The 25366-nt window shown below is 74.5% G+C and carries 24 protein-coding genes; 17 read left to right on the top strand and 7 right to left on the bottom strand.

The window, feature by feature from the left end; translation table 11 throughout:
* Position 1: 1 nt before the first annotated feature.
* From AFE02nite_RS04225 to AFE02nite_RS04215, 3 genes are all read left to right on the top strand, one after another.
* Complete coding sequence (locus AFE02nite_RS04225) at positions 2-1075, top strand: ABC transporter permease (RefSeq protein ID WP_146819116.1); 1074 nt, start codon at positions 2-4, stop codon at positions 1073-1075.
* Entirely contained in the window at positions 1072-2796 is a 1725-nt protein-coding gene (locus AFE02nite_RS04220) for a dipeptide ABC transporter ATP-binding protein (RefSeq protein ID WP_034247372.1), read from the top strand. The genes AFE02nite_RS04225 and AFE02nite_RS04220 overlap by 4 nt, the downstream gene beginning before the upstream one ends.
* 231 nt (positions 2797-3027) lie before the next feature.
* Entirely contained in the window at positions 3028-3405 is a 378-nt protein-coding gene (locus AFE02nite_RS04215; RefSeq protein WP_034247369.1) for a PASTA domain-containing protein, read from the top strand.
* Between the two features lie 59 nt (positions 3406-3464).
* Here the strand turns inward: AFE02nite_RS04215 and AFE02nite_RS04210 are convergent, their stop codons facing one another.
* Complete coding sequence (locus AFE02nite_RS04210) at positions 3465-4253, bottom strand: fructosamine kinase family protein (RefSeq protein WP_034247367.1); 789 nt, start codon at positions 4251-4253, stop codon at positions 3465-3467.
* 122 nt (positions 4254-4375) lie between these two features.
* Here AFE02nite_RS04210 and ald point away from each other — a divergent pair, with 122 nt between their 5' ends.
* Entirely contained in the window at positions 4376-5488 is a 1113-nt protein-coding gene (ald, locus tag AFE02nite_RS04205; protein WP_034247365.1) for an alanine dehydrogenase, read from the top strand.
* 36 nt (positions 5489-5524) lie between these two features.
* Here the strand turns inward: ald and AFE02nite_RS04200 are convergent, their stop codons facing one another.
* Positions 5525-6265, bottom strand: coding sequence for a HEAT repeat domain-containing protein (locus AFE02nite_RS04200; protein WP_261765441.1), 741 nt, complete (start codon positions 6263-6265; stop codon positions 5525-5527).
* 101 nt (positions 6266-6366) lie between these two features.
* Here AFE02nite_RS04200 and AFE02nite_RS04195 point away from each other — a divergent pair, with 101 nt between their 5' ends.
* The 3 genes from AFE02nite_RS04195 (at position 6367) to AFE02nite_RS04185 (ending at position 10491) form a co-directional block, all read left to right on the top strand.
* Entirely contained in the window at positions 6367-6948 is a 582-nt protein-coding gene (locus AFE02nite_RS04195; RefSeq protein ID WP_034249786.1) for a GNAT family N-acetyltransferase, read from the top strand.
* 87 nt (positions 6949-7035) lie between these two features.
* The gene (locus tag AFE02nite_RS04190) at positions 7036-9135 is read left to right on the top strand and encodes a M3 family metallopeptidase (protein WP_261765440.1); all 2100 of its coding nucleotides are present in this window, start codon (positions 7036-7038) and stop codon (positions 9133-9135) included.
* A gap of 27 nt (positions 9136-9162) precedes the next feature.
* Entirely contained in the window at positions 9163-10491 is a 1329-nt protein-coding gene (locus tag AFE02nite_RS04185) for a M20/M25/M40 family metallo-hydrolase (protein WP_034246728.1), read from the top strand.
* Positions 10492-10540: 49 nt separating this feature from the next.
* Here the strand turns inward: AFE02nite_RS04185 and AFE02nite_RS04180 are convergent, their stop codons facing one another.
* A complete protein-coding gene (locus tag AFE02nite_RS04180) occupies positions 10541-10750 on the bottom strand; it encodes a DUF5703 family protein (RefSeq protein WP_034246726.1) in 210 nt (69 codons plus the stop codon).
* 99 nt (positions 10751-10849) lie between these two features.
* Here AFE02nite_RS04180 and AFE02nite_RS04175 point away from each other — a divergent pair, with 99 nt between their 5' ends.
* Positions 10850-11260: a hypothetical protein gene (locus tag AFE02nite_RS04175; protein ID WP_034246721.1), complete on the top strand. Its 411-nt coding sequence runs from the start codon at positions 10850-10852 to the stop codon at positions 11258-11260.
* 21 nt (positions 11261-11281) lie between these two features.
* On the opposite strand, the gene AFE02nite_RS04165 is transcribed toward AFE02nite_RS04175, so the two are convergent.
* Positions 11282-12241: an aldo/keto reductase gene (locus AFE02nite_RS04165; protein WP_034246720.1), complete on the bottom strand. Its 960-nt coding sequence runs from the start codon at positions 12239-12241 to the stop codon at positions 11282-11284.
* Positions 12242-12377: 136 nt separating this feature from the next.
* Here AFE02nite_RS04165 and AFE02nite_RS04160 point away from each other — a divergent pair, with 136 nt between their 5' ends.
* Positions 12378-13250 (top strand): undecaprenyl-diphosphate phosphatase, encoded by an 873-nt coding sequence (locus AFE02nite_RS04160; protein WP_034246719.1) that lies wholly within the window; start codon positions 12378-12380, stop codon positions 13248-13250.
* Between the two features lie 24 nt (positions 13251-13274).
* On the opposite strand, the gene AFE02nite_RS04155 is transcribed toward AFE02nite_RS04160, so the two are convergent.
* On the bottom strand, positions 13275-14225 hold the full coding sequence (locus tag AFE02nite_RS04155) for a CorA family divalent cation transporter (protein ID WP_052113733.1): 951 nt from the start codon (positions 14223-14225) through the stop codon (positions 13275-13277).
* A gap of 64 nt (positions 14226-14289) precedes the next feature.
* Here AFE02nite_RS04155 and mshC point away from each other — a divergent pair, with 64 nt between their 5' ends.
* The gene (mshC, locus tag AFE02nite_RS04150; protein ID WP_034246718.1) at positions 14290-15549 is read left to right on the top strand and encodes a cysteine--1-D-myo-inosityl 2-amino-2-deoxy-alpha-D-glucopyranoside ligase; all 1260 of its coding nucleotides are present in this window, start codon (positions 14290-14292) and stop codon (positions 15547-15549) included.
* Between the two features lie 104 nt (positions 15550-15653).
* Positions 15654-16625 carry an IS481 family transposase gene (locus tag AFE02nite_RS04145; protein WP_146819264.1) on the top strand — a complete coding sequence of 324 codons (972 nt, stop codon included), beginning with the start codon at positions 15654-15656 and terminating at the stop codon, positions 16623-16625.
* Between the two features lie 48 nt (positions 16626-16673).
* Here the strand turns inward: AFE02nite_RS04145 and AFE02nite_RS04140 are convergent, their stop codons facing one another.
* Positions 16674-17540: a PAC2 family protein gene (locus tag AFE02nite_RS04140; protein WP_034246716.1), complete on the bottom strand. Its 867-nt coding sequence runs from the start codon at positions 17538-17540 to the stop codon at positions 16674-16676.
* A gap of 70 nt (positions 17541-17610) precedes the next feature.
* On the opposite strand from AFE02nite_RS04140, the gene AFE02nite_RS04135 reads away from it, so the two are divergent.
* Positions 17611-18318 carry an HAD family hydrolase gene (locus AFE02nite_RS04135; protein ID WP_034246714.1) on the top strand — a complete coding sequence of 236 codons (708 nt, stop codon included), beginning with the start codon at positions 17611-17613 and terminating at the stop codon, positions 18316-18318.
* A gap of 8 nt (positions 18319-18326) precedes the next feature.
* Here the strand turns inward: AFE02nite_RS04135 and AFE02nite_RS04130 are convergent, their stop codons facing one another.
* Positions 18327-19247 carry a RecB family exonuclease gene (locus tag AFE02nite_RS04130; RefSeq protein WP_034246712.1) on the bottom strand — a complete coding sequence of 307 codons (921 nt, stop codon included), beginning with the start codon at positions 19245-19247 and terminating at the stop codon, positions 18327-18329.
* 60 nt (positions 19248-19307) lie between these two features.
* Between AFE02nite_RS04130 and AFE02nite_RS04125 the strand changes: the two genes are divergently transcribed.
* The 5 genes from AFE02nite_RS04125 to AFE02nite_RS04105 all read left to right on the top strand — a co-directional run bounded on the left by AFE02nite_RS04125 (position 19308) and on the right by AFE02nite_RS04105 (position 25360).
* The gene (locus AFE02nite_RS04125; protein WP_146819115.1) at positions 19308-20468 is read left to right on the top strand and encodes a site-2 protease family protein; all 1161 of its coding nucleotides are present in this window, start codon (positions 19308-19310) and stop codon (positions 20466-20468) included.
* 64 nt (positions 20469-20532) lie between these two features.
* Positions 20533-21585 (top strand): tRNA (adenine-N1)-methyltransferase, encoded by a 1053-nt coding sequence (locus AFE02nite_RS04120; RefSeq protein WP_034245794.1) that lies wholly within the window; start codon positions 20533-20535, stop codon positions 21583-21585.
* 96 nt (positions 21586-21681) lie between these two features.
* The gene (gene arc, locus AFE02nite_RS04115) at positions 21682-23334 is read left to right on the top strand and encodes a proteasome ATPase (RefSeq protein ID WP_034245792.1); all 1653 of its coding nucleotides are present in this window, start codon (positions 21682-21684) and stop codon (positions 23332-23334) included.
* Positions 23335-23434: 100 nt separating this feature from the next.
* Positions 23435-25060 (top strand): depupylase/deamidase Dop, encoded by a 1626-nt coding sequence (gene dop, locus AFE02nite_RS04110; protein WP_034245789.1) that lies wholly within the window; start codon positions 23435-23437, stop codon positions 25058-25060.
* 108 nt (positions 25061-25168) lie between these two features.
* On the top strand, positions 25169-25360 hold the full coding sequence (locus AFE02nite_RS04105) for a ubiquitin-like protein Pup (protein WP_034245786.1): 192 nt from the start codon (positions 25169-25171) through the stop codon (positions 25358-25360).
* Positions 25361-25366: the final 6 nt, after the last annotated feature.

Genomic DNA, 25366 nt, shown 5'->3' with positions numbered 1-25366 from the left:
CATGGCCGAGATCCCCACTCCCACGACGCCCGGCCCGGACGCGCCGGCGCGGCGACCGTCCCGGTGGCGGCGCCTGCCGGTGGTCCGCCAGCTCCAGCAGAGCGTCGGCCTCCAGCGCGGCATGCTCGTGGCCGGCCTGGTGATCAGCGCCGTCTTCCTGCTCGCCGCGCTCCTGGCCCCGCTCCTCGCGCCCTACGGCTTCAGCCAGCTCCGCAGCGGCGACCGACCGTTCGGGGCGCAACAGCCGCCGTCGGCGGAGCACCTGCTCGGCACGACCGTCGGCGGTTACGACGTCCTGTCTCGGGTGGTCTGGGGATCGCGGACGGCGCTGCTCGTCATCATCGTGGCCGTCGCCGCGTCGATCGTCCTCGGCGTGGTGATCGGTCTGCTCTCCGGGTACTTCGGCGGATGGCTGGACCGTGTGCTCGTCGTCGTCGCGGACGCCGTCTACGCGTTCCCGTCGCTGCTCCTCGCCATCGTGATGGCCATCGTCATCAGCGGCGGTCAGTCGGACATGTGGGGCGGCATCCTGGCCGCTGCCCTGTCGATCACGGTGATCTTCATCCCGCAGTACTTCCGGGTGGTCCGCGCCGAGACCCTACGCATCAAGGCGGAGCCGTTCGTGGAGTCCGCGCGCGTGATCGGCGCGAGCCACCGCCGGATCATGGGTCGGCACGTGCTGCGCAACGCGACCCGGTCGCTCCCGCTCATCGTGACGCTCAACGCCTCGGAGGCGATCCTGACGCTGGCGGGCCTGGGCTTCCTGGGCTTCGGCATCGAACCGACGGAGGCCGCCGAGTGGGGGTACGACCTCAACAAGGCCCTCTCCGACGTGACGAGCGGGATCTGGTGGACCTCGGTCTTCCCGGGCGTCGCCATCGTGCTCGTCGTCCTCGGCCTGACCCTCGTCGGCGAGAGCCTGAACGACCTGGCCGACCCGCGGCTGCGCACCCGGCGTGCGGCGGCCGGGATGCCGGAGCCGATGGCCGGCGCACCCGTCGTCCCCGGTGGGGCGCTCGACGCCGGACCGGCCGGCCTGTCCGGTCTCGAGCCCACGGAAGGGGACCCGCGATGAGCACGACCGTCAGCGGGACGGCGCCAGCCGCCCGGCCCGTCGTCCAGTGCGAGGACCTCGCGGTCACCTTCGCCACCGACGCCGGACCCGTCACCGCCGTGCACGGCGTCAGCCTGCAGGTCGCGCCGGGGGAGGTCCTCGCCGTCGTCGGCGAGAGCGGCTCCGGCAAGACCGTCACGGCCAAGTCGATCCTGCGCCTGCTGCCGGAGACGGCGACCGCCCGCGGCACGATCCTGGTCTCCGGCAAGGACGGCACGCCCGGCGAGAACGTCACGACGCTGTCGGCCGCGGCCGTCCGGCAGCTGCGCGGCCGCGACGCCGCGATGGTGTTCCAGGAGCCGTCGACCGCGCTGAACCCGGTCTTCCCGGTGGGCTGGCAGATCGCCGAGGGCCTCCTGGCGCACGGCATGACCTCGCGCCGCGAGGCGCGTGCCAAGGCGATCGAGATCATGCGCGAGGTCGGCATCCCGGAGCCCGAGGTGCGCGTGGACCACTACCCGCACCAGTTCTCGGGCGGGCAGAAGCAGCGCATCGTCATCGCCCAGGCCCTCGTGCTCGACCCTGGCGTGATCATCGCCGACGAGCCGACGACGGCGCTCGACGTGACCGTGCAGGCCGAGATCCTGGACCTCCTGCGGCGCTGCCGGGACGAGTTCGGCACCGCGATCATCCTCATCACCCACAACATGGGCGTGGTCGCGGACCTCGCGGACCGGGTGGCCGTGATGTACGAGGGTCGCATCGTGGAGCAGGCGGACGCCCGGACGCTCTTCGCGAGCCCCACGCAGGCATACACCCGTCAGCTGCTCGACTCGGTGCCGCGCCTCGGCGAGGGCCTGGCCCGGGCGCAGGAGCGCGCCGCACGGCGGCCCGAGGGCTGGGCCGAGCAGGAGCCCGTCGTCGAGGCACGTGACCTCTCGGTCGTCTACCCCGGGCGGTTCCGCGAGCCGGACTTCGTCGCCGTCGACGGCGTGAGCTTCGCCATCCGGCCGGGCGAGGTGCTCGGGCTCGTGGGGGAGAGCGGCAGCGGCAAGACGACCATCGGCCGCGCCATCGCCGGGCTCACCCGGGTGGGCGGGGGCTCGCTGCGGGTGCTGGGCGTCGAGCTCAACGGGGTGCGCGAGCGGCAGTTCCGTCCGGTGCGCTCGCGCATCGGGTTCGTCTTCCAGGACCCCGCGACGAGCTTCAACCCGCTGCTCACGATCGCCGAGTGCGTCGCCGAGCCGCTCGTCGTGCACGGCCGGGCGCGCGACGCGCACGAGGCGCGGCAACGGGTGGACGAGCTCCTCGAGGCCGTGCAGCTGCCGCGGACGTACGGCGACCGGTACCCGCACGAGCTGTCGGGCGGCCAGCGCCAGCGGGCGAGCCTGGCCCGCGCCCTCGCGCTCGAGCCGGAGCTGCTCATCGCCGACGAGCCGACGTCGGCCCTGGACGTGTCGGTCCAGGCGCGCGTGCTCGACCTCTTCGACGAGCTGCAGCGCGAGCTCGGATTCGCGGCGCTCTTCATCAGCCACGACCTCGCGGTGGTCGACATGCTGGCCGACCGGATCGGGGTCCTGTACCAGGGGCGTCTGGTCGAGGAGGGCACCGGGGCCGAGGTGCTCGGCGCACCGAAGGACCCGTATACGCAGCGCCTCCTGGCGTCGCTGCCGGTGCCGGACCCGGTCGAGCAGGCCGCGCGCCGGGCCGAGTGGGAGCGGGTGCGCGCGGCGGGGGCGTAGCCGTCGTCCCACCCGGATGGGTGTGACGCTCCTCACGGCAGGGGCGCTTGTCCCTGCGTCGCGCACGCGGTCGCCGGGGAAAAAGCGAGGCAGCGCGTCGTCGCGGGGTCGTACGGTGTCGGGGTCACGACGTCGGGCACCGCGGCCTCGGCGTACCCCGGGGCAGGACCGGCGTCCCCAGGTCGGTGGGTCACCCCATCCACCGGCACGACTCACGGAGGACTGACCCTGATGAGGCTTTCCGCTCGCACCGGCGCCGCCGCCGCTGCCGCCGCCCTTGCCGCGACGCTCCTGGTGGCAGGGTGCTCGGCCGACGCCGACAGCGACGACGCCGCGCCCGAGGCGACCCCCACGGCCGAGGAGACGGCCGACCCCGAGGAGACCGAGGAGGCGGGCCCCGTCGACGTCCCCGACGTCACGAACCTCATCCTCGAGACGGCGCAGGGCAACCTCCTGCGCGCCGGCCTCGAGGCCGAGGTCGTCGACGAGTCGGGCGCGCCCGTCACGGTCGACGACGCGACCACGTTCACCGTCACCGCCCAGGACCCGTCGGAGGGCACCCTGGAGCCGGGCGAGACCATCACCCTCACGGTCGCCCCGCGCGGCTGACCGTCCGGGGCGCCGGGCAGCACGCCCGGCGCCCCCGCCCAGCCCCGATGCGCGGGGCGTCAGACCCCGAGTCGCGCGAGCAGCCGTTCGAGGTCGCGGCCGTAGCCGCCGCCGAAGAGGACGGCGTGCATCCCCAGCGGGTAGAGCTGATGCAGGGCGACGAGCTCGTCGTAGGCGGCGGGCAACGGGTGCACCTCGCCGTAGCCGGCGCGGATGGTCCCCAGGAACGGTGCCCCGAACAGCTCGAGCATCGCCAGGTCCGTCATCCGGTGGCCGCCGTGCGCAGCCGGGTCGATGAGCACCGCGCCGTCGCGGCTCCACAGGACGTTCCCGGACCACAGGTCGCCGTGCAGGCGCGCGGGGGCCTCGTCGTCGTCCCAGCGGCCCGCCCGGAGCGCGGCCGTCACGGCGTCCAGGCCGGCCGCCGCCGTCGGCGTGAGCCGGCCCCTGCCTGCGAGGTCCGCGCGCAGCGGCTCCAGCCGTGCATCGGCGTAGAAGCGGCCCCACCTGTCGTCGTGCGCGGCCCGCAGGGGGAGCGGCTGGTCCAGGGGACCGAAGAAGCCGTCACCCGCCCAGCCGTCGGGCGGTGCCCCGAACGCGTCCGCGCCCGCGTCGTGCAGGCGGGCCAGCGCCCGGCCGAAGGCCCGCGCGGCGTCCGGCGTGGGCCGGACCTCCTCGAGCCGCTCGAGGTCCAGGTGGTCCTCACCGACGCCCACCACGCGCACGACGCGCGGGCCGCCGGGCACGGTCAGCCACGCCAGACCCGCCGCCTCGCAGGCGAAGAAGCCGCGTGGTGCTCCCGCGCGCCGCTTGCGGTGCACGCCGGTCGGGGGTCCGGACGAGGTCATGCCCGAAGTTCAGCACGTGCGATGCCCGCCGTCGTGCGATTCTGCCCCTGGGCGACGCGGCCCGACCGGCGGAGCGCGCCCACCGGCGAGCGCGGCCGACAGGCCGCCGGGAGGAGGGCGCGGTGCGGATCGGCATCCCGACGGAGGTCAAGGAGTACGAGTACCGGGTGGCGCTGACGCCCGCCGGCGCGCACGCGCTGGTCGAGGCGGGGCACACGGTGCTGGTCCAGTCGGGCGCCGGGCTGGGCGCGGGATGGCCCGACGCCGACTACGTCGCCTCAGGCGCACGGATCGTGCCCGACGCGGAGGGCGCCTGGGCGGCGGACCTCGTCTGCAAGATCAAGGAGCCGCTCCCGCAGGAGTACCCCTACCTGCGCCGTGACCTCGTCCTGTTCACGTACCTGCACCTGGCCGCGAGCCGGTCCTGCACCGACGCCCTCCTGGCGGCCGGGACGACCGCGATCGCCTACGAGACGGTGGAGCACGCCGACGGCGCGCTGCCGCTCCTCGCGCCGATGAGCGAGGTCGCGGGCCGCCTGGCCACCCAGGAGGGTGCGCACCACCTGCTCAAGCCGCACGGCGGGCGCGGCGTCCTGCTCGGTGGCGTCCCCGGTGCGCCACCCGGCAAGGTCGTGGTCATCGGCGCCGGGACCGCCGGCCGGCACGCCGTCGACATCGCCGTCGGGCTGCGGGCCGACGTGACGGTGCTCGACCTCAGCGTCCCGCGCCTGCGCGAGCTCGACGCGCGGTACGGCGGACGGGTGCACACGGTCGCCTCGACGCCGGTGGCGGTGCAGGACGCCGTCCTGCGGGCCGACCTGGTCATCGGGGCGGTGCTCGTGCCGGGGGCCCGCGCACCGCGCCTCGTCGACGACGCGACGGTGGCCCGCATGCGGCCGGGCGCCGTCCTCGTGGACATCGCGATCGACCAGGGCGGCTGCTTCGAGGGCTCGCGCCCGACGACGTATCGGGACCCCACGTTCCGGGTGCACGACGCGCTCTTCTTCTGCGTCGCGAACATGCCCGGTGCCGTGCCCGTGACCTCGACGCTCGCGCTGACCGCGGCGACGTTCCCCTACCTCGGCGTGCTCGCGAGCCGCGGCTGGGCGGCCGCGTGCCGGGCGGACCGCGCACTCGCGCGTGGCCTCAACACCCACGACGGCGCCGTCGTGCACGCCGGCGTCGGTGCCGCGCACGGCGTGCCCGTCACGGCGCTGGACGACGTGCTGCGCTGAGCGAGTCACCGCCGGGGCTCGCGGCGCGCGACACGGTCAGGGCCGCAGTCGCGCCGCCAGGGCGGCCGCCCGGTCGGGGTCGGCGCGCGTCAGGCGGGCCTTGCCGAGGTTCTGCCGCACCACCCATCGGACGTCGTCGTCGTGGGCGGCCGCGACGAGCGCTTCGAACGCGGGGAAGCCCGCAGCCGGGTCGGCGGCCACGGCAACCGACCAGCAGTACCCGAGGGCCTGGCGCAGCGTGCGCACGTCCGCGTCCCGGCGGCGTGCCGGAGGAAGGGCTGCCAGTCCGTGCGTGATCCGCTCGAGCATGGCGACCGCGGCTGCCGCGTCGGGCGCGCTGCGCAGCAGCCGCGGCTCGCAGACGCCAGCGGCGGCGGCCCGCTGCTCGAGCGCGGACCCGGTCGCCCACGCGTCGGCGACGGCCCACAGGCGGGCCCGCTCCGCGTCGCCGACGCGTTGCAGCGCCATCGCGACGGCCTCACGGACCCGCCACCGCGCGTCGTTCGCGCGCTCGCGCAGCTCGTCGAGCGCGGCCGCGTCCCCTTCGGCGACGAGACGTCCCAGGCCGGCCGTCCCGACGGCGGCGCGGTACTCGTCGTCGTCGGCAGCCCAGGCGCGCAGCAGTCCGGCGGGAGCGAGGTCGCCCGCGGCGGCGAGCAGCTCGAGGTTCCCACGCGGACCGGGCAGGCCGCTGTGCGCGTCGAGGTAGGAGCCCCACGCCTCGTGGGGGAGCGCTGCCAAGGCCGCGCGGTGCGCGTCGGCGACGGTGGGGGCCACGGACTCGATCATGCCGCGCCGCGGGCGCTCCGGGTGCCGCGGCGCCGCCCCGGTCCGGATAGTGCAGCGACAGCCGTCGGTGGCGTCACTAGGGTGAGCCGGTGCCCCATCCCGTGCTGACGGACGGCGTCGTGCTCCTGGAGCCCCCGACGGAGTCCGACGTCGATGCGATCACGCGCGCCTGCCAGGACCCCGAGATCGCCCGGTGGGTCCCCGTCCCGCAGCCGTACGCCGAGGAGCACGCCCGCGGTTTCCTCGTCAACGTCGTGCGACCCGGCTGGGAGTCGGGCGGCGAGCTGACCTGGGGCGTGCGCGAGCCCGACGGGACGCTGCTGGGCATGATCGGCCTGCACCGGATCGAGCACCGCACGGCGGAGATCGGCTTCTGGCTCGCGCCCTGGGCGCGGCACCGCGGCGTGATGTCCCGCGCCGTGGCGCTGGTGCTCGGCGAAGCGCTCGACGAGGGCGGCCTGGACCTGGCCCGCGTGACGTGGCGGGCCGTCGTCGGCAACTGGCCGTCGAGGCGCGTGGCCTGGCGCGCGGGCTTCCGCGTCGAGGGAACGCTGCGCGCCGAGCTCGTGCTCCGCGACGGCGTCCGGCGCGACGCCTGGGTGGGCACCCTCCTGCGGGGCGACCCGCGGAGCCCGAACGAGCCCTGGCCGCACGAGGCGCCGGGCTCCTGACCAGCCCTTCCCGACCATCCCGAACCCCTGCGCCCGACCACCGCCGAGCCCGTGACCCGGGCCGACCGCAACCGAGAGGACACCCGCGTGAGCGACCGACCGGACCTGACCGCGCACCTGGACGAGGCCACCCCCTTCGCGGCGGCGTCGACCCTGCCCTACGCCCTGCCGGACTTCGCCGCCGTGCGGCCCGAGCACTACCTGCCCGCGTTTGAGGCGGGGATGGCCGAGCACCGCGCGCAGGTCGCGGCGATCACCGCCGACCCGGAGCCGGCGACCGAGGAGAACACGCTGGTGGCGCTCGAGCGCGCGGGGCGGCTCCTCACCCGCGTCGCCCTGGAGTTCTTCAACCGCACGAGCGCGCACACCAGCCCCGAGCTGGACGCCGTCGAGGCGGAGGTGGCGCCGAGGCTCGCCGCCCACCGCGACGCGATCTACCTCGACCCGGCGCTCGCGGCGCGGCTCGACGCGCTCGACGCGCGGGTCAGCGCGGGCGAGGTGGTCCTCGGGCCCGACGCGGCGTGGCTCCTGCACACGCTGCGCAAGGACGTGCGGCGCGCCGGCGTCGCGCTCCCCGAGGAGGCCAAGGCGGAGCTGCGCGAGCTGAACGGGCGCATCACGACCCTCGAGACCAGCTTCGGGCAGGCCCTGCTCGCCGAGACGAACGACGCCGCCCTGCTCGTCACCGACGAGGCCGAGCTCGAGGGCCTGGCGCCCGAGTCGGTCGCGGCGGCCCGCGCGGCGGCGGCAGGCCGCGGGCACGAGACCGGGTGGCTGCTCGAGCTCCAGCTCTACAGCCAGCAGCCGGCCCTGGCCGCGCTGCGCCGCCGGGACGTGCGCGAGCGGCTGCACCTCGCGTCGGTCACCCGCGGCCTGCGCGGCGGCGAGCACGACACGCGCGCGCTCCTCCTCGAGCTGGCCCGCCTGCGGGCCCGCCGGGCACGGCTGCTCGGCTACGCGCACCACGCCGCCTACGTCGCCGTGGACGGCACGGCGCGCACCACCGAGGCCGTGAACGCCATGCTGGGCCGGCTGGCCCCCGCTGCGGTCGCGAACGCGCGCAAGGAGGCCGCAGCGCTCGAGCAGGCGCTGCGGGCCGAGGAGCCGGGCGCCACGCTCGAGGCCTGGGACTGGTCGCTGTACGCCGAGCGCGTGCGACAGGAGCGCTTCGCGCTCGACGACGCGCTGCTCCGCCCGTACCTCGAGCTCGAGCGCGTGCTGCGCGACGGCGTCTTCTTCGCCGCCGAGCGGCTCTACGGGCTGACGTTCGCGCGCCGCGAGGACCTGCACGGGTACCACCCGGACGTGCGGGTCTACGAGGTGTTCGACGCGGACAGCAGCGGGCTGGGGCTCTTCCTCGTCGACTTCTACCAGCGCGAGTCCAAGCACCGCGGCGCCTGGATGAACGAGATCGTGGCGCAGAACAGGCTGCTCGGCGAGCGCCCGGTGATCATGAACAACCACAACATCCCCAAGCCGCCGGCCGGCGAGCCGACGCTGCTGACGTGGGACGAGGTCGAGACCCTCTTCCACGAGTTCGGGCACGCGCTGCACGGCCTGCTGTCGGACGTGCGCTTCCCCTCGCAGTCGGGCACCGAGGTCCCGCGCGACTTCGTCGAGTTCCCGTCCCAGGTCAACGAGATCTGGGCGCTCGACCCGGAGGTGCTCGGCCGGTACGCCGTGCACCACGAGACGGGCGAGCCGATGCCGGCGGAGTGGGTCGAGAAGCTCGTCGTGTCGCAGCTGTGGGGCGAGGGCTTCAAGACGACCGAGTACCTCGCCGCAGCGATCCTCGACCAGGCGTGGCACCAGCGCACGGAGGACGAGCTTCCGAGGGACGTGGCCGAGGTCGAGGCGTTCGAGCAGCGGGCGCTGGAGGAGGCCGGGATCGCGTTCGCACCCGTGCCGCCCCGGTACCGCAGCACGTACTTCCAGCACATCTTCGCCGGCGGCTACTCGGCCGGGTACTACGGCTACATCTGGTCGGAGGTGCTCGACGCCGACACGGTCGAGTGGTTCCGGGAGAACGGTGGCCTGCGGCGTGAGAACGGCGACGCCTTCCGCCGGCTGCTCCTGTCGCGGGGCGGCTCGATGGACGTGATGGACGCGTTCCGCGAGCTCCGGGGCCGCGACCCGGAGATCGGGCCGCTGCTGACCCGGCGTGGCCTGGACGCCCCCGCGGACTGAGGCGTACCGGCCGGTACGGTGGCGGTCATGACCGCAGCCGCCAGCCCGCACGTCACCGCCGAGGACGAGGTCGTCCGCATCTGCACGGATCTGCTGCGGATCGACAGCTCGAACTACGGGGACGGCTCGGGCCCGGGGGAGCGGGAGACGGCGGAGTACGTGGCTGCCTCCCTCGCCGAGGTGGGCCTGGCGCCCGAGGTGTTCGAGTCGGCGCCCAGGCGCACCAACGTCGTCGTCCGGCTGCCCGGGGCCGACCCGTCGCTGCCCGCGCTCGTCGTGCACGGGCACACGGACGTCGTCCCCGCGGAGGCGAGCGACTGGGCGGTGCACCCGTTCTCGGGCGAGGAGCGCGACGGCGTCCTGTGGGGCCGTGGCGCCGTCGACATGAAGGACATGGACGCGATGATCCTGTCCGTCGTCCGGCAGCTCGTCCGCGAGGGGCGCCAGCCGCAGCGGGACCTGGTCGTCGCCTTCTTCGCCGACGAGGAGGCCGGTGGCGTGTACGGCGCCCGCTACGCCGTCGACACGCGGCCGGAGCTGTTCGAGGGAGCCACCGAGGCGATCAGCGAGGTCGGGGGCTACTCGGTCGAGGTCGGCGGACGCCGCGCCTACCTCCTCCAGACGGCGGAGAAGGGCATCGGCTGGCTCCGGCTCGTGGCCGAGGGGCGCGCGGGCCACGGCTCGGCGGTGAACACCGAGAACGCCGTCACCGAGCTCGCCGCCGCGGTGGCGCGGATCGGCGCCCACCCGTGGCCCATGCACCTCACGCCGACCGTGCAGCAGCTGCTCCGGGGCGTCGCCGACCTCACCGGGCTCCCGTACGAGCCGGAGGACGAGGACGCCGTGCAGCGGCTCGTCGAGGCCCTCGGCACGGCGCAGCGGTTCGTCGCAGCGACCCTGCGCAACACGGTCAACCCGAGCCGCCTGGACGCCGGGTACAAGACCAACGTGGTCCCCGGCCGCGCCACGGCGGAGCTCGACACGCGCTTCCTGCCGGGGCAGGAGGCCGAGGTCCGCGACACCATCGCGCGGCTCGCCGGACCGCGCGTCCGCGTCGAGACGATCCACGCCGACGTCGCCCTCGAGGTGCCGTTCGAGGGTGCCCTCGTCGACGCCATGGCGGGCGCCCTGGTCGCCGAGGACCCCGGCGCGGTCGTCCTGCCCTACGCCCTCTCCGCGGGGACGGACAACAAGTCGCTCTCGCGGCTGGGCATCACGGGGTACGGCTTCGCACCGGTGCGTCTGCCGGCCGATCTGGACTTCCCGGCCCTGTTCCACGGGGTCGACGAGCGGGTCCCCGTCGACGCGCTCCGGTTCGGTGCGCGCGTGCTCGGGCGGCTGCTCACGACCTACTGACTGCTGCCCGGCCTCGCGTTCGCCGGCGGGAGGCGAGGCGGTCCGTCGCCTACAGCGTGCTCGTGACGCGGATGATCTTGCGTCGCAGCCACACCTTGCGTCGGCCTCCGGGGTACAGCAGGGCGCGGGCGAGCTCCCAGCGCCCGTACTCCGCCTCGTCCGTGAGCAACCGGCGGGCGTCGCCGCGCCCGATCGGCGGCTCGAGGGTGATCACGCGGTACTCGTAGTGCCCGCCCTGTGCTGCCCAACCATCACGCATCGGACGGTTCACCGCGTTCTGCACCAAGCCCTGCCTCCCCGGGAGCCCTTGCCGGACGGTCGACTGCCATTGTGCACGTCGCGGCGCTACCTTCGACCCATGACCGTGGATCCGCGCGCCGCCCTCGACCGCCTCGTCGCCGCCCTGGAGGCGCACTTCCACGCGGTGAGCACGCGGCGCACGGACGACGACCCCGCGGTCGACGACGCCTACGACGTCCTGGCCGACGCCTTCGAGGTGTACGAGGACGCGCTCGCGCACGTGCACTCCGAGACCATGCCGTTCGGGCTCCTCGACGACGACGACGAGGACGACGAGGACGACGACGAGGACGACATCGACGTCGACGTCGACGATGACGATGACGATGACGACGAGCACGAGGACGACGACGAGGACGACGACGAGGACGACGACGACGAGGACGACGACGACGACGACGTCGACGAGGACGACCTCGACGACATCGACGAGGACGAGGACGTCGTCGACGACCCCGACGAGGTCTGACCGGAGGCGTCCTGACCGCCGTCAGCGGCGCTCGGGGTAGCCGATCTCGGGAGCGCTGACCTCGTCGAGCGCGGCGACGATGGCGTCCGGCAGGTCGAGCGCAGCGGTCAGGGCTGTCGCGAGCTGCGCCGGGGTGCGCGGACCGACCACGGCCCCCGAGACCTGGGGCCGGCTGAGCACCCAGGCCAGGGCCACCTCGAGCGGGGAACGCTCGAGCCCGTCCGCCGCGGTGACGAGGGCCTCGACGACGGCGGCGGCGTCCGCGCCGAGGTAGGGCGCGACGAAGCCTGCGAGGTGTGCCGACGCCGCCCGCGAGTCGGCGGGGACGGTGCGGCGGTACTTCGCGGTCAGGACCCCCCGCCCGAGCGGCGACCAGGCGAGCAGCCCGACGCCGAGCGCCGCCGCCGCGGGCACGACCTCGCGCTCGACACCCCGCTCGAGCAGCGAGTACTCCACCTCCACGGCCGCCAGCGCGTGCTCCGGCTCCAGCAGCGTCGCCGCGCGCGCAGTCTGCCAGCCGGCGTGGTTGGACAGCCCGACGTAGCGGGCTCGCCCGGACTCGACCGCGAAACGCAACGCGCCGACGGTCTCCTCCAGCGGCGTCTGCGGGTCGGGTGACTGGACGAGCCAGAGGTCCACGTGGTCGGTCCCGAGCCGGCGCAGGGACTGGTCCAGGCCGGTCAGGAGCGCCCGGCGGGACGCGTCGACCACCCCGCCGTCCGCGGTCCGCCGGATGCCGGCCTTCGTGCAGAGCACGATGTCGTCGCGGTCGACGACCGGGCCGATGAGCTCGCCGAGCAGCTCCTCGGCGGCGCCCTGGCCGTAGGACGCGGCCGTGTCGACGAGCGTGCCCCCGGCGTCGACGAAGTCGCGCAGGAGCGTGGCGGCGTCGTCGCCGTCGGTGTCCCGCCCCCAGGTCAGCGTGCCGAGCCCGAGCGTGGAGACGCGCAGGCCTGTCGTTCCGAGGGGGCGCTCGAGCATGTCGGCAGGCTACCGGGCCGGGCCCTCGCGCCCGCCGCTGTCGGCGCCGGTTCCGGTCCGGACCGTGCGGACGACGCCCGCTCGCGGTCGTGGCCTCGGGAGCGGACCTGCGGACGGATCTGTAGGGTGTCGGATCGTGACGTGGTGGGAAGCAGTGGTCCTCGGTCTGGTCCAGGGGCTGACGGAGTTCCTGCCCATCTCCTCCAGCGCGCACCTGCGCGTCGTCGGCGAGCTCCTGCCGTACGGGCGGGACGCGGGTGCCGCGTTCACCGCCATCAGCCAGATCGGCACCGAGAGCGCGGTCGTGCTCTACTTCCGGCGCGACATCGCGCGGATCGTCGCCGGCTGGTGGCGCGCCCTGACCGGCGCGAACGGGACGACGTGGCGGGCGCGTCTCGGGGAGGGCGACCCCGATGCGCGGATGGCGTGGTGGATCGCGCTCGGCACCGTCCCGATCGTCGTGCTCGGTGTCACCTTCGAGGACGCGATCAAGGGCCCGTTCCGCGACCTGCGCCTCGTCGCGCTCTCGCTCGTGGTCTTCGCGATCGTGCTCGGCGTGGCGGACCGGATCGGCGCCAAGCGGCGCACCCTCGACGAGCTCACCGCCGGCCACGCCGTCGCGTTCGGCTTCGCCCAGGCGATGGCGCTGGTCCCGGGGGTCTCCCGGTCGGGCGGCACCATCAGCATGGGCCTGCTCCTGGGCTACACCCGCGAGGCGGCCGCCCGCTACTCGTTCCTCCTGGCGATGCCGGCCGTGTTCGGTTCCGGCTTCCAGCAGCTCTTCACCAGCCTCGACGACTTCGGCGACCCGGGCACGCCCTCGCTCGGCGTGACGATCCTGGCGACCGCTGTGGCGTTCGTCGTCGGGTACGTCGTCATCATCGGCTTCCTCCGGCTGGTGTCGACGCGCACCTTCCTGCCGTTCGTCGTCTACCGGATCGTGTTCGCCGCGTTCATCGTGCTGCTCGTCGCGCTCGGCACGTTGCAGGCGGTCGGCGCCGGCGCCTGACGTCGGCACGACGCGGCGGGCGGCTCAGAGCCAGCCGGACCGCCGGAACAGCAGGTTGACCGTCGTCCCGACGGCGGCCATGAAGCCGAGGGCCAGCGGGTACCCCACGCTCCAGTGCAGCTCCGGCATGTGCACGAAGTTCATGCCGTAGATCGTGCCGACGAGCGTCGGCACGGCCAGGGTCGCCGCCCACGCGGAGATGGTCCGCATCTGCTCGTTCTGGGCGACCGAGACGAGCGCGAGGTGCGCCGAGAGCATGTCGGCGAGCAGCTCGTCGTGGTCCTCCAGGCGACGGTCGAGCCGGTCGACGGCCGCGATCACGCGGCGCACCCACGCGTCCGCCGGGGCCGCGCCGGAGGGGTCGACGAGCAGGTCCGGCAGCTCGGCTCCGAGCGGCTCCAGCGCGCGCCGCGCCTCGGCGATCTCGCGCTTGACCTCGTACAGGCGCTCGACGGGGGCGTCCTCGCGCGGGGAGAAGACGACGTCCTCGAGCGAGACGACGGCGTCCGCGATCATGTCCTCGACGTCGGAGGCGCTCTGGACCAGGGCGAGCAGCAGGGCCGAGAGGAGCCCACCCGTGAGCCGGTCCGGGGACGACTGCGGCTGGGCGAGGCGCTCCTGCACCCGGTCCAGGACGCCCGCCTGGCCGGTCTCGGCGGTGAGCACCACGTCGCCGACCACCAGGCACGAGATCTCACCGGTCACGACGTCCGTCGGGTCGTTGAAGCTGAGGGTGGGCGCGACCAGGTGGATCCCGCCGCCGTCGAGCAGCTCGACGTGGGGCTTGGTCCGGGCGGGCCGCGCGCTCCGCGGCGCCACGTGGGCGAGGAGCTGCTCGGGCAGCCCGTGCTCCTTGCCGACCTCCGCGAAGTCGGCGGGGCTGTCCACCCGCACCCACGTCACGTCGGCGGCGGACGCGAGGCCGTCCGGGTGCCAGTGGGGGCCGGTGCGCGTCCAGACGAGAGCGATCGCCACGCGACCAGTGTGGCCCCCATGGGCGGCGTCGGGTGGGACCCCGGTCCACGACTAGGCTTCCGCCGTGCGTACCTGGCCTGCTCCCCACGTCCCTCGCGTGCCCGGGCGGGGAGGGGAGGTCCGCCTCACCGACAGCGCGTCCGGGCGCCTCGTGCCCTCGGCTCCGGGGTCGCGCGCCACGATGTACGTGTGCGGGATCACCCCGTACGACGCCACGCACCTGGGCCACGCGGCCACCTACATCGCGTTCGACCTGCTCCACCGTGCGTGGCTCGACGCCGGCCACGAGGTCCACTACGCCTCGAACGTCACGGACGTCGACGACCCGCTGCTCGAGCGCGCCGCGGCGACGGGCGTGGACTGGGAGCAGCTCGCGGCCGACCAGACGGCGCTGTTCGCGGAGGACATGACGGCGTTGGCTGTCCTCCCGCCGCACACGTACCTGGGGGCGGTCGAGACGATCCCGATGACCGCGGAGGCGGTCGCCCGGCTGCTCGACCTCGGCCTCGCCTACCGCGTCCCCCTCGAGGACGGTGCCGGCGGGGACCGCCCGGACCTGGGTGACGTGTACGCGGACATCTCGGCGGACCCGCACTTCGGCGCGGTCGCCGGCCTGACGCACGACGAGACGGTGGCGTTGTTCGCCGAGCGCGGTGGCGACCCGGAGCGGCCCGGCAAGCGGGACCGCCTCGACCCCGCGCTGTGGCGCCGGGAGCGGCCCGGGGAGCCCGCGTGGGACGCCGGGATCCTCGGCCGCGGCCGGCCCGGCTGGCACATCGAGTGCACCGTCATCGCGGGCCACGCCCTCGGTGCGGCGTTCGACGTGCAGGGCGGCGGCCGGGATCTCTGCTTCCCGCACCACGAGATGTCCACGGCCCACGCCCGCGCCCTCGGCGGCGCGGGCGGCAGGCTCCAGGTGCACACCGGGATGGTGGCGTTCCAGGGCGAGAAGATGAGCAAGTCCCTGGGCAACCTGGTGCTCGTCTCGGCCCTGCGCGCGCGCGGCGTCGACCCGATGGCCGTCCGCCTGGCCGTCCTCGCGCACCACTACCGGGCGGACTGGGAGTGGACGGACGCCGCCCTCGCGGACGCCCAGGCCCGGCTCGCCCGGTGGCGCGCCGCGCTGTCCGGCGTCGGCGGCCCCGACGCCGAGAGCACGGTGTCCGCCGTCCGCGCGGCGATCGCCGACGACCTGGACGCGCCGCGCGCGCTGGCCGTCGTCGACGCCTGGGCCGATGCGGCCCTGACGCTCGGCGGGGACGTCGAGGGGGCGCCCGGGCTCGTGGCACGCGCGATCGACGCCATCCTGGGCGTGCGGGTCTAGGTGTACTCGGCCGAGACGTTGGTGACGTCGTGGGTCGTTGACGAGAAGAGAACCTCCGGTTGGGCTGTGGCTTGTCGAAGGCCCACACCCACCCGGAGGTTCTCGTGCCTCACGCTAACGCCCGCCTCAACTCCTATGGCCGCCGGCTGCTGATCGACCGCGTCGTGCACCAGGGCCGACCGGTCGCCCATGTCGCCCATGAGCTGGGGATCTCCCGCCAGACCGGCTACCGGTGGGTGCGCCGCTGGCGCGCCGAAGGCCCCGCTAGTCTGCGCGATCGCTCGTCGCGGCCACTGTCGAGCCCGACCCGGGTCCCGGCGGCGGTCGAGGACGCGATCTGCGCGGCGCGCGCCCGTGACCGGTCTGGCCCGGACGTGCTCGCAGCCGAGCTCGGCGTCCCTGCCCGAACAGTGACTCGAGTGCTGCGCCGGCGCGGCATGCCGCTGCTACGCGACCTGGACCCGCTGACCGGGCAAGTCATCCGGGCCTCGAAAGCCACCACGGTCCGCTACGAACGCGACCGGCCCGGCGAACTGGTCCACATGGACGTCAAGAAGCTCGGACGCATCCCCGACGGCGGCGGATGGCGCGCATCTGGAGGGACGCTGGCCAGCCACCAGTCGCGGGTCGACAAGACCCCGATCGGGTTCGACTACGTGCACTCCATGGTCGACGACTACTCCCGGCTGGCCTACTCCGAGATCCTGCCCGACGAGAAGGGCCCCACCTGCGCGGGGTTCCTGGTCCGCGCCGCGGCCTACTTCGCCGCACACGGCATCACCCGGATCGAACGGATCATGACCGACAACGCCTTCGCCTACCGCTACTCCCTGCGCGCGGTCGCCGCGGACCTGGGCGCCAAGCAGGTGTTCATCAAGCCGCACTGCCCCTGGCAGAACGGGAAGGTCGAGCGTCTGAACCGCACGCTGCAGACCGAGTGGGCCTACCGGCAGGTCTTCATCACCAACGCCGAACGAGCAGACGCCCTTGCCCCCTGGCTCGAGCACTACAACACTCGCAGACGCCACAGCGCCCTCGGAGGACTCCCGCCGATCAGCCGCCTGTCAGCAACGTGATGGCCGAGTACACCTAGTCGGGGTCCAGGCCGGGGACTGCTCGGGCGGTTAGGTGGTCCCGCCCGTTCCGCCCGTGCCGGGGTCGCGGCGGCGCAGGTAGCGCTCGAACTCCCGGGCGATCGCCTCGCCGGTGGCCTCGGGCAGCTCGGCCGTGTCCTTGGCCTCCTCGAGCTGCGCCACGTACTCGGCGATCTCCGAGTCCTCCGCGGCGAGCTCGTCGACGCCGCGCTGCCACGCCTCGGCGTCCTCGGGCAGGTCGCCCAGGGCGATCGACACGCCGAGGAGCTCTTCGATGCGCAGCAGGAGCGCCACGGTGGCCTTGGGCGAGGGCGGGTGCGCGACGTAGTGCGGGACGGCTGCCCAGATCGACATGCCGTGCAGGCCGCGCCGGGTCGCCTCCGCCTGGAGCACGCCGGTGATCCCGGTCGGCCCCTCGTAGGTGCTGGCGTCGAGGCTCAGCGAGCGCTGAAGGGCGGGGTCGTCGGAGGTCGCGGTCACCGGGATGGGTCGGCTGTGCGGGACGTCGGCGAGCAGCGCGCCGAGGGTCACGACGGTGGTCACCCCGAGGCGCTCCGCGATGTCGAGGAGCTCGGCGCAGTACTGGCGCCAGCGCATGGACGGCTCGATGCCGTGCACCAGCGCGACGAGCTGACCCGTCCCCGGCCGCTCCGTCGCGACGACCGAGGTGGTCGGCCAGGAGATGACCCGGTTCCCGTCCTCGTCGAAGCCGACCGTCGGGCGGTTCACCTGGAAGTCGTGGTAGTCCTCCGGGTCGAGCTCGTCGACGAGCTCCCCGCCCCACACCTCCTGCAGGTGCACGAGGGCCTGGGTCGCCGCGCTGCCGGCGTCGTTCCACCCCTCGAAGGCGGCGAGCATGACCGGCCCGCGTACGGAGCCGAGGGAAGCATCGGTCATGACGCCAGCCTAGGCGTTGCCCCTCGCCCGGGTTCGATCAGCACCTCCGGCCGCACCGTAGGCTCTTCCGGTGCCCCCGAACCCTCTGCGTCGTTCCACCCTGCCCGCCGCCGTCCTGTGGGACATGGACGGCACTCTCGTCGACACCGAACCGGCCTGGATGCAGGCTGAGGCGGACCTCGTCGCCGAGCACGGGCTGACCTGGACGGCGCAGGACGCCGCCCAGATGATCGGCCTGCCGCTCCTTGCAGCGGCGGACGTGCTCATCGCGCACGGCGTCGACCTGCCCGCCGAGCAGATCGTCGACCGGTTGCTGGGCCAGGTGGTCGCGCACGTGCGCGACGACGTCCCGTGGCAGCCCGGTGCCCTGGAGCTGCTGTCGGCGCTGCGGGCCGAGGGCGTCCCGTGCGCCCTCGTCACGATGTCCTACCGCGCGCTGACCGACGCCGTGCTCGCCGGCGCGCCCGACGGCTCGTTCGCCGTCGTCGTGCCCGGCGACGAGGTGACCCACGGCAAGCCGCACCCCGAGCCCTTCCTCACGGCCGCAGACCGGCTCGGTGTGGACGTCCGGCAGTGCGTGGCGCTGGAGGACTCCCCGCCCGGCATCGGGTCGGCGCTCGCCTCGGGGGCGAGGACGATCGGCGTCCGCCACATCGTCGACGTGCCGCCGCGACCCGGCCTGAGCCGGGTGGACTCCCTCGAGCAGGTCGACCTGGGCGTCCTCGCCCGGGTGCTCGGTGGCGAGACCGTCGACCTGCTGGCCGCGCCCGTCCGCTGAGCCGGGGGTCAGGCGAGCGCGGGCGCCGGGCGCACGCCCACGGCGTGCTCGACCGCGTCCGCGGACGGCTCCGGCGGGGTACCGCCGAACAGCGGGCAGAGGGCCTGGTGGGCGCAGTACCCGCACAGGGCGCTCGCGCGCGGCTCCCAGCGACCGGTCTCGGCGGCCGTCCGGATGCCCGACCACACCGCCCGGATGCGCTGCTCGACCGCGGTGAGCTCGCCCTCGGTCGGCTGATGGCGCAGCACGGTGCCGTCGCCCAGGTAGACGAGCTGGAGCATCGCGGGCATGCGCCCGCGCAGGCGCGCCAGGACGAGCGCGTAGAAGCGCATCTGGAACAGCGCGGAGCTCTCGAAGCCGGGGGCGGGGGAGCGCCCGGTCTTGTAGTCGACGACCCGCATGGCGCCGTCGGGCGCGACGTCGAGCCGATCGACGACGCCGCGGAGCTCGAGCCCGTCGTCGAGCTCGGTGCGCACGACGAGCTCGCGCTCGGCGGGCTGGAGCCGGTTGGGGTCCTCCAGCGTGAAGTAGCGCGCGAGGAGGGACTCCGCGTCGGCGAACCACTGGTCGTCGCCGCTCTCGGCGACGAGCCCGGCGCAGTCGGGACGCTCCGCCAGGATCGCCTCCCAGGCGTCCGGCAGGAGCGCGCGCGCCGCCTCGAGCGTCCGGGCGCCGGCCGGGGCGTCGAACAGCCGCTCGAGCACCGCGTGCACGAGCGTGCCGCGCACCGCCGCCGCGCTCGGCGGCTCGGGCAGCTTGTCGACGACGCGGAAGCGGAAGAGCAGCGGGCACTGCATGAAGTCGTTCGCCCGCGACGGTGACAGGCCCGGCCGGCGGGGCGGGTCGTCCTGCGTCGCCGTCGCCTCCACCGCGGCCGTCTCGGCCGTCAGCTCGGCCAGCTCGCTCGTCCCGGTGCCCGTCTCGCTCACGCCTGCAGGGTACGTGCCGGGACCGACAGGCCACCGGCGGCGCGACCGTAGGCTGTGGACGTGCCCTCCCGCCGCGCAGCACCGCGCGCGTCCCGCCCCGCGCGGACGCGCGGGTGGGTGATCGGGCGGGCCGCCGGTGTCCCGATCGTCCTCGGGCCGGGATGGCTGTTCGCGTCCCTGCTCCTCGTCGCGGTGTTCGGGCCGACGGCCTCGGCCGCGATCCCCGGGATCGGGCGCCTGGCCGGGTTCCTCGTGGCGGCGGGCTGGGCCGTGCTGCTGTACGGCTCGATCCTCTTGCACGAGCTCGCGCACGCCTACGCGGGCCGCGCACGCGGCGTGCCGGTGCGCCAGGTGACCCTCACGCTCATCGGCGGGCACACCGAGATGGACGACGCCGGCTCGCCCGGCACCAGTGCGTTCGTGGCGGCCGCCGGACCGCTGACCAACCTCGTCGTCGCGGGCGTCGCCGGGGCGGCCGCCGCCGTCGTCCCACCGTGGGGCGCGGCCGCGTGGCTGCTGGTCTCGCTCGCGGGCGCGAACGTGGTCGTGACGGTCTTCAACCTCCTTCCGGGCCTGCCGATGGACGGCGGCTGGATCCTCGAGGCGCTCGTGTGGCGGCTCACCGGGCGGCGCGCCTCGGGCACGGTCGCGGCGGCGTGGATCGGCCGCGTGGTCGGGGTCGGCCTCGTCGCGGCGACGCTCGTCGTGCCCGTCCTGCGCGGCGAGGCCCCCGCGGTCCTGCAGGTGGCGTGGGCCGCGTTCGTCGGCGCGATGCTGTGGACGAGCGCCGGGGCGTTCCTGCGTCGTGCCGCCGGCCTGCGTGCGCTCGGGGGGCTCGACGTCGCACGGCTGGCGCGGCCCGCCGCGGTGGTGCCCACCCGCGGGACGCTCGCGGACGCCCTGGCCGCGCGCGCCCTCGTGGACGGCGCGGACGACGTCATCGCCGTCGGACCGGACGGGCGCCCGCTGGGCTACGCCGACCTGGACGCCGTGGCGACGGTGCCGGTCGCGCTGCACGCGTCGACCCCGTTGCCGGCGGTCCTGGTCCCGATGCACCCGGACGCCGTCGTCGACGCGGGCCCGGTGGGCGAGGCGGCCGCGGGGGCCATCGCGCGCGCCTCACGGCTGTCCCCGGTGATGGCGGTCCGCGGGACCGACGGGAGCCTGTGCGGCCTGCTGCGGCACGCGGACGTCGTCACGGCGCTGCGGGCACGTAACTAGCCGCGCCGCGGCGCTCCCGCTCCCGGGCACGCGCGATCCCCGCGCACTCCTAGACTCGGGCACCGTGACGACGCCCGAGGTTCCCGAGCACGGCCCCACCGGAGCGAGCCAGCGGCGTGGGCCGTTCCGGGTCGGTGACCGCGTCCAGCTCACCGACCCCCGGGGCCGCCTGCACACGATCACGCTGAGCCCCGGTGCGACCTTCCACACGCACCGCGGGTACTTCCGCCACGACGACCTCATCGGGGCGCCGGAGGGCTCGGTCGTCGTGAGCACCGGCGACGTCGCCTACCTCGCCCTGCGGCCGCTGCTGGCGGACTACGTGCTCTCGATGCCGCGCGGCGCCGCCGTCGTGTACCCGAAGGACGCAGGTCAGATCGTCGCGATGGCCGACATCTACCCGGGCGCCCGGGTCGTCGAGGCGGGCGTGGGTTCCGGCGCGCTGACGATGTCCCTGCTGCGCGCCGTCGGGGACGGCGGCTCCCTGCTGTCGATCGAGCGTCGCGAGGACTTCGCCGACATCGCCCAGGGCAACGTCGAGGGGTTCTTCGGCGGCCCGCACCCGGCCTGGGAGCTGCGCATCGGCGACCTCGCCGACGTCCTGCCGACGGCGGCCCCGCGCGGCAGCGTCGACCGCGTCGTGCTCGACATGCTCGCGCCGTGGGAGAACCTCGACGTCGTGGCCGACGCCCTGGCCCCGGGGGGCGTCCTCATCGCGTACGTCGCCACGGCGACGCAGCTCTCGCGGCTGGCCGAGGACGTGCGCGACGACGGCCGGTTCACCGAGCCGTCCGCCTGGGAGTCCATGGTGCGCGGGTGGCACCTCGAGGGGCTGGCGGTCCGCCCCGAGCACCGCATGATCGGCCACACCGGCTTCCTCCTGACGACCCGGCGGATGGCTGACGGCGTCCCGGTTCCGTTGCGCCGTCGTCGGCCCGCCAAGGGGGCGTACGGCGAGGACTGGACGGAGGAGGACCTGGGGGAGCGGACCGTCTCCGACAAGAAGCTGCGGCGGGTGCGGCGCGAGCTCGGCCGGGCGCGTCCCGCCGGGGCGGCCGCCGGCCGGCCCGAGGCGGACGCGGACGACGAGGTGCCGTCGGCGGAGGCCGAGGACTGAGACGTCGGCCGTCGGGAACAGCGCGGCGGCCTTTTCGGCTTGACGCTTCTGCATAGGGTCGTGGTCAGTCCTGGTCCCACGAGAGCGGAGGCGGTCATGAGCCAGCACCCCGAGACGGACCCGGCACGCGGGGTCGAGGCGCGCACGGACGCGGCCCGGCAGGCGGCCGTGCTCGCGGCGAAGAACGAGCGCCTCGCCGACGCCCTGCGCCAGGCGCGGGACCAGATCGTCGAGCTCCAGCGCAGGCTCGAGGACCTGGGGCGACCGCCCGCGACGTTCGCGACGTTCCTGGCCGCGCGCGCCGACGGCAGCGCGGAGATCATCTCCCAAGGGCGCAAGATGCACGTCCAGGTCGCGCCCACCGTCGAGCTCGAGGCCCTGCGACCGGGCCAGGAGGTCAAGCTCAACGAGGCGCTGGCGCTCGTCGAGGCGGGCAGGTACGAGTCCGTCGGGGAGATCGTCACCGTCAAGGAGCTCATCGGGGACGACCGCGCCCTCGTCATCGGCCGCGCCGACGAGGAGCGTGTCGTGCGGCTCGCCGGACCGCTGCGGGAGGAGCCGCTCCGCGTCGGGGACGCCCTCACGGTCGAGACGCGCAGCGGGTTCGTCTTCGAACGCGTGCCGCGCTCGGAGGTCGAGGAGCTCATCCTCGAGGAGGTGCCCGACATCGGGTACTCCGACATCGGCGGGCTGGGGCCGCAGATCGAGCAGATCCGCGACGCGGTCGAGCTGCCGTTCGCGCACCCGGAGCTGTTCCGCGAGCACGGGCTGCGCCCGCCCAAGGGCGTCCTGCTGTACGGGCCGCCGGGCTGCGGCAAGACCCTCATCGCCAAGGCCGTCGCGAACTCGCTCGCGGAGATGCGCGGGACCGGGACCGACGGGCGGCCGGCCAAGAGCTTCTTCCTCAACGTGAAGGGTCCGGAGCTCCTCAACAAGTACGTCGGCGAGACCGAGCGGCACATCCGGCTGATCTTCGCCCGTGCGCGCGAGAAGGCGGCCGCCGGCCACCCGGTCGTCGTGTTCTTCGACGAGATGGAGTCCCTGTTCCGCACGCGCGGCACGGGCATCTCGAGCGACGTCGAGACGACGATCGTGCCGCAGCTGCTCAGCGAGATCGACGGCGTCGAGCGCCTGGACAACGTCATCGTCATCGGCGCCTCGAACCGCGAGGACATGATCGACCCGGCGATCCTGCGGCCCGGCCGGCTCGACGTGAAGATCAAGATCGAGCGGCCCGACGCCGAGGCGGCGCGGGAGATCTTCGCCAAGTACCTGACGCCCGACCTGCCGCTGCACGGCGACGACCTCGACGAGCACGGGGGCGACGCCGTCGCGACGGTCGAGGCGATGATCGCGCGTGCCGTCGAGCGAATGTACGCCGAGACCGACGAGAACGAGTTCCTCGAGGTCACCTACGCCTCGGGCGACAAGGAGGTCCTGTACTTCAAGGACTTCTCGTCCGGCGCGATGATCCAGAACGTCGTCGACCGCGCGAAGAAGACCGCCATCAAGGAGCTGCTGGCGACCGGCCACAAGGGGATCCGGGTCGACCACCTCCTCGCCGCCTGCGTGGACGAGTTCAAGGAGAACGAGGACCTGCCCAACACCACCAACCCCGACGACTGGGCCCGCATCTCCGGCAAGAAGGGCGAGCGCATCGTCTTCATCCGGACGATCGTCCAGGGCAAGGGCGGCAAGGAGAGCGGGCGGACGATCGAGACGGTGACGCCGACCGGCCAGTACCTGTGACGTCGCCCCACCCGGGTGGGACCACGCACCAGACCAGCCCGGAAGGGAGCGCTCGTCGAGCGGGACGTCCCGCTCACGTGCGCTGGTTAGGCTGACCGGCGTGACCGTGCGCCGCGTGATGGGGATCGAGACCGAGTACGGCGTCCTCGCCGCCGGCCGCGCGGGCGGCAACCCGATGCTGCTGTCGAGCCACGTCGTGGCCGCGTACACCGCGCTGACGTCGGCGGCCGCCGGCCACGCGCGGTGGGACTACGCGGACGAGGACCCGCTCGCCGACGCGCGGGGCTTCCGCCTCGACCGCGGCGCGGCCCACCCGTCGCTGCTCACGGACGACCCCGCGCACGCCGCGCCACCGGGCCCGGACGAGGGCGTGACGCCGGCCGACGGCCGGTCCTGGGGGACCGCTTCGCTGGACCGGCCGGACGTCGAGGAGTACGAGGACCCGGGGGCGGCGACGACGGTGCTCACGAACGGCGCGCGGCTCTACGTGGACCACGCGCACCCGGAGTACTCCTCGCCGGAGGTGACCAACCCCCGCGACGCCGTGCTGTGGGACAAGGCGGGGGAGCGGGTGATGCTCGCGTCGGTGCGCACGCTCGCGGCCAACCCGGCCATGCCCGACGTCGTGCTCTACAAGAACAACGTGGACGGCAAGGGCGCGTCCTACGGGACGCACGAGAACTACCTCGTCGAGCGCTCCGTCCCCTTCGAGGACCTCGTCGACGCCCTGACGCCGTTCCTCGTCACCCGCCAGGTGTTCGCGGGTGCCGGGCGCGTCGGCATCGGGCCCACGGGCGAGGTGCCCGGCTTCCAGCTCTCCCAGCGCGCGGACTACATCGAGGCCGAGGTCGGCCTGGAGACGACGCTGCGCCGCCCCATCGTCAACACCCGCGACGAGCCGCACGCCGACCGCAAGCGCTGGCGCCGCCTGCACCTCATCCTGGGGGACGCGACGCTCCTCGAGGTCGCCACGTACCTGCGGCTGGGCACGACGTCGCTCGTGCTGTGGCTCGTCGAGCAGGCCCAGGAGCGTCCCGCGCTGCTGGACTTCGTCCCGGGGGTGCGGCTCGCCGACCCCGTCGACGCGGTGCGACGGGTGAGCCGCGACCTGACCCTGAGCGAGCCGCTGGAGCTCGCGAGCGGGCGCACGGCGACCGCGCTCGACATCCAGCGGACGTACCTGACCGCGGTGCGGACCGCGGTGGGGCGCGCCGACGCCGACACGGCCGAGGTGCTCGCCCGGTGGGACTCGGTGCTCGAGCGCCTGGCGGACGACCCGACGTCGTGCGCCAGGGAGGTCGAGTGGGTGGCGAAGCTGCGCCTCCTCGAGGCGATGCGCAGCCGGGACCACATCGGCTGGGACAACCCGCGGCTGGCGGCGATGGACATCCAGTGGTCCGACGTGCGACCCGAGCGGGGCCTGTACCACCGGCTCCTCGCCGCAGGCGCGGTCGAGCGGCTCGTCGACGACGAGCAGGCCGCGCGCGCGGTGCACGAGCCCCCGGACGACACCCGGGCCTACTTCCGCGGCACGGTCGTGCGTCGCTTCCCCGGCCAGGTCCGCGCGGCGAGCTGGGACTCGGTGGTGCTCGACGTGCCGAGCCACGCCTCCCTGCGCCGCGTGCCGCTGCGCGACCCGTGGCGCGGGACGCGCGCCCACGTGGGCGCGCTGCTCGAGGCCTGCCCGGACGCCGACACGCTCGTCCAGCGGCTCGCCGGCGGGTGACCCCGAGCGCGGTCGCCGGAACCCCCGCGCGGGTCGTCGGCACCGCCGCCTAGGATCGACGTGTCATCACCCGCCGCACGGGCGGCGCCGGAGGACAGGGGAACGATCATGGCCGGTCAGGAACACCGCGAGCACCACCGTGACGCCGAGGAGCCCGAGGGCGCGCCGGAGCCCGTCCCCGCCGCCGCGCCGCAGGCGCGCGACACCGAGGTCGACAAGCTCCTGGAGGAGATCGACGACGTCCTGGAGTCGAACGCCGAGTCGTTCGTGCGCGGGTTCGTGCAGAAGGGCGGCGAGTGAGGCGCG

It is taken from the genome of Actinotalea fermentans (genome assembly GCF_007991475.1).
Classification (GTDB): Bacteria; Actinomycetota; Actinomycetes; order Actinomycetales; family Cellulomonadaceae; genus Actinotalea; species Actinotalea fermentans.
Note: the sequence above shows the minus strand (reverse complement) of the source record. Positions and strands in the feature narration are given on the sequence as shown.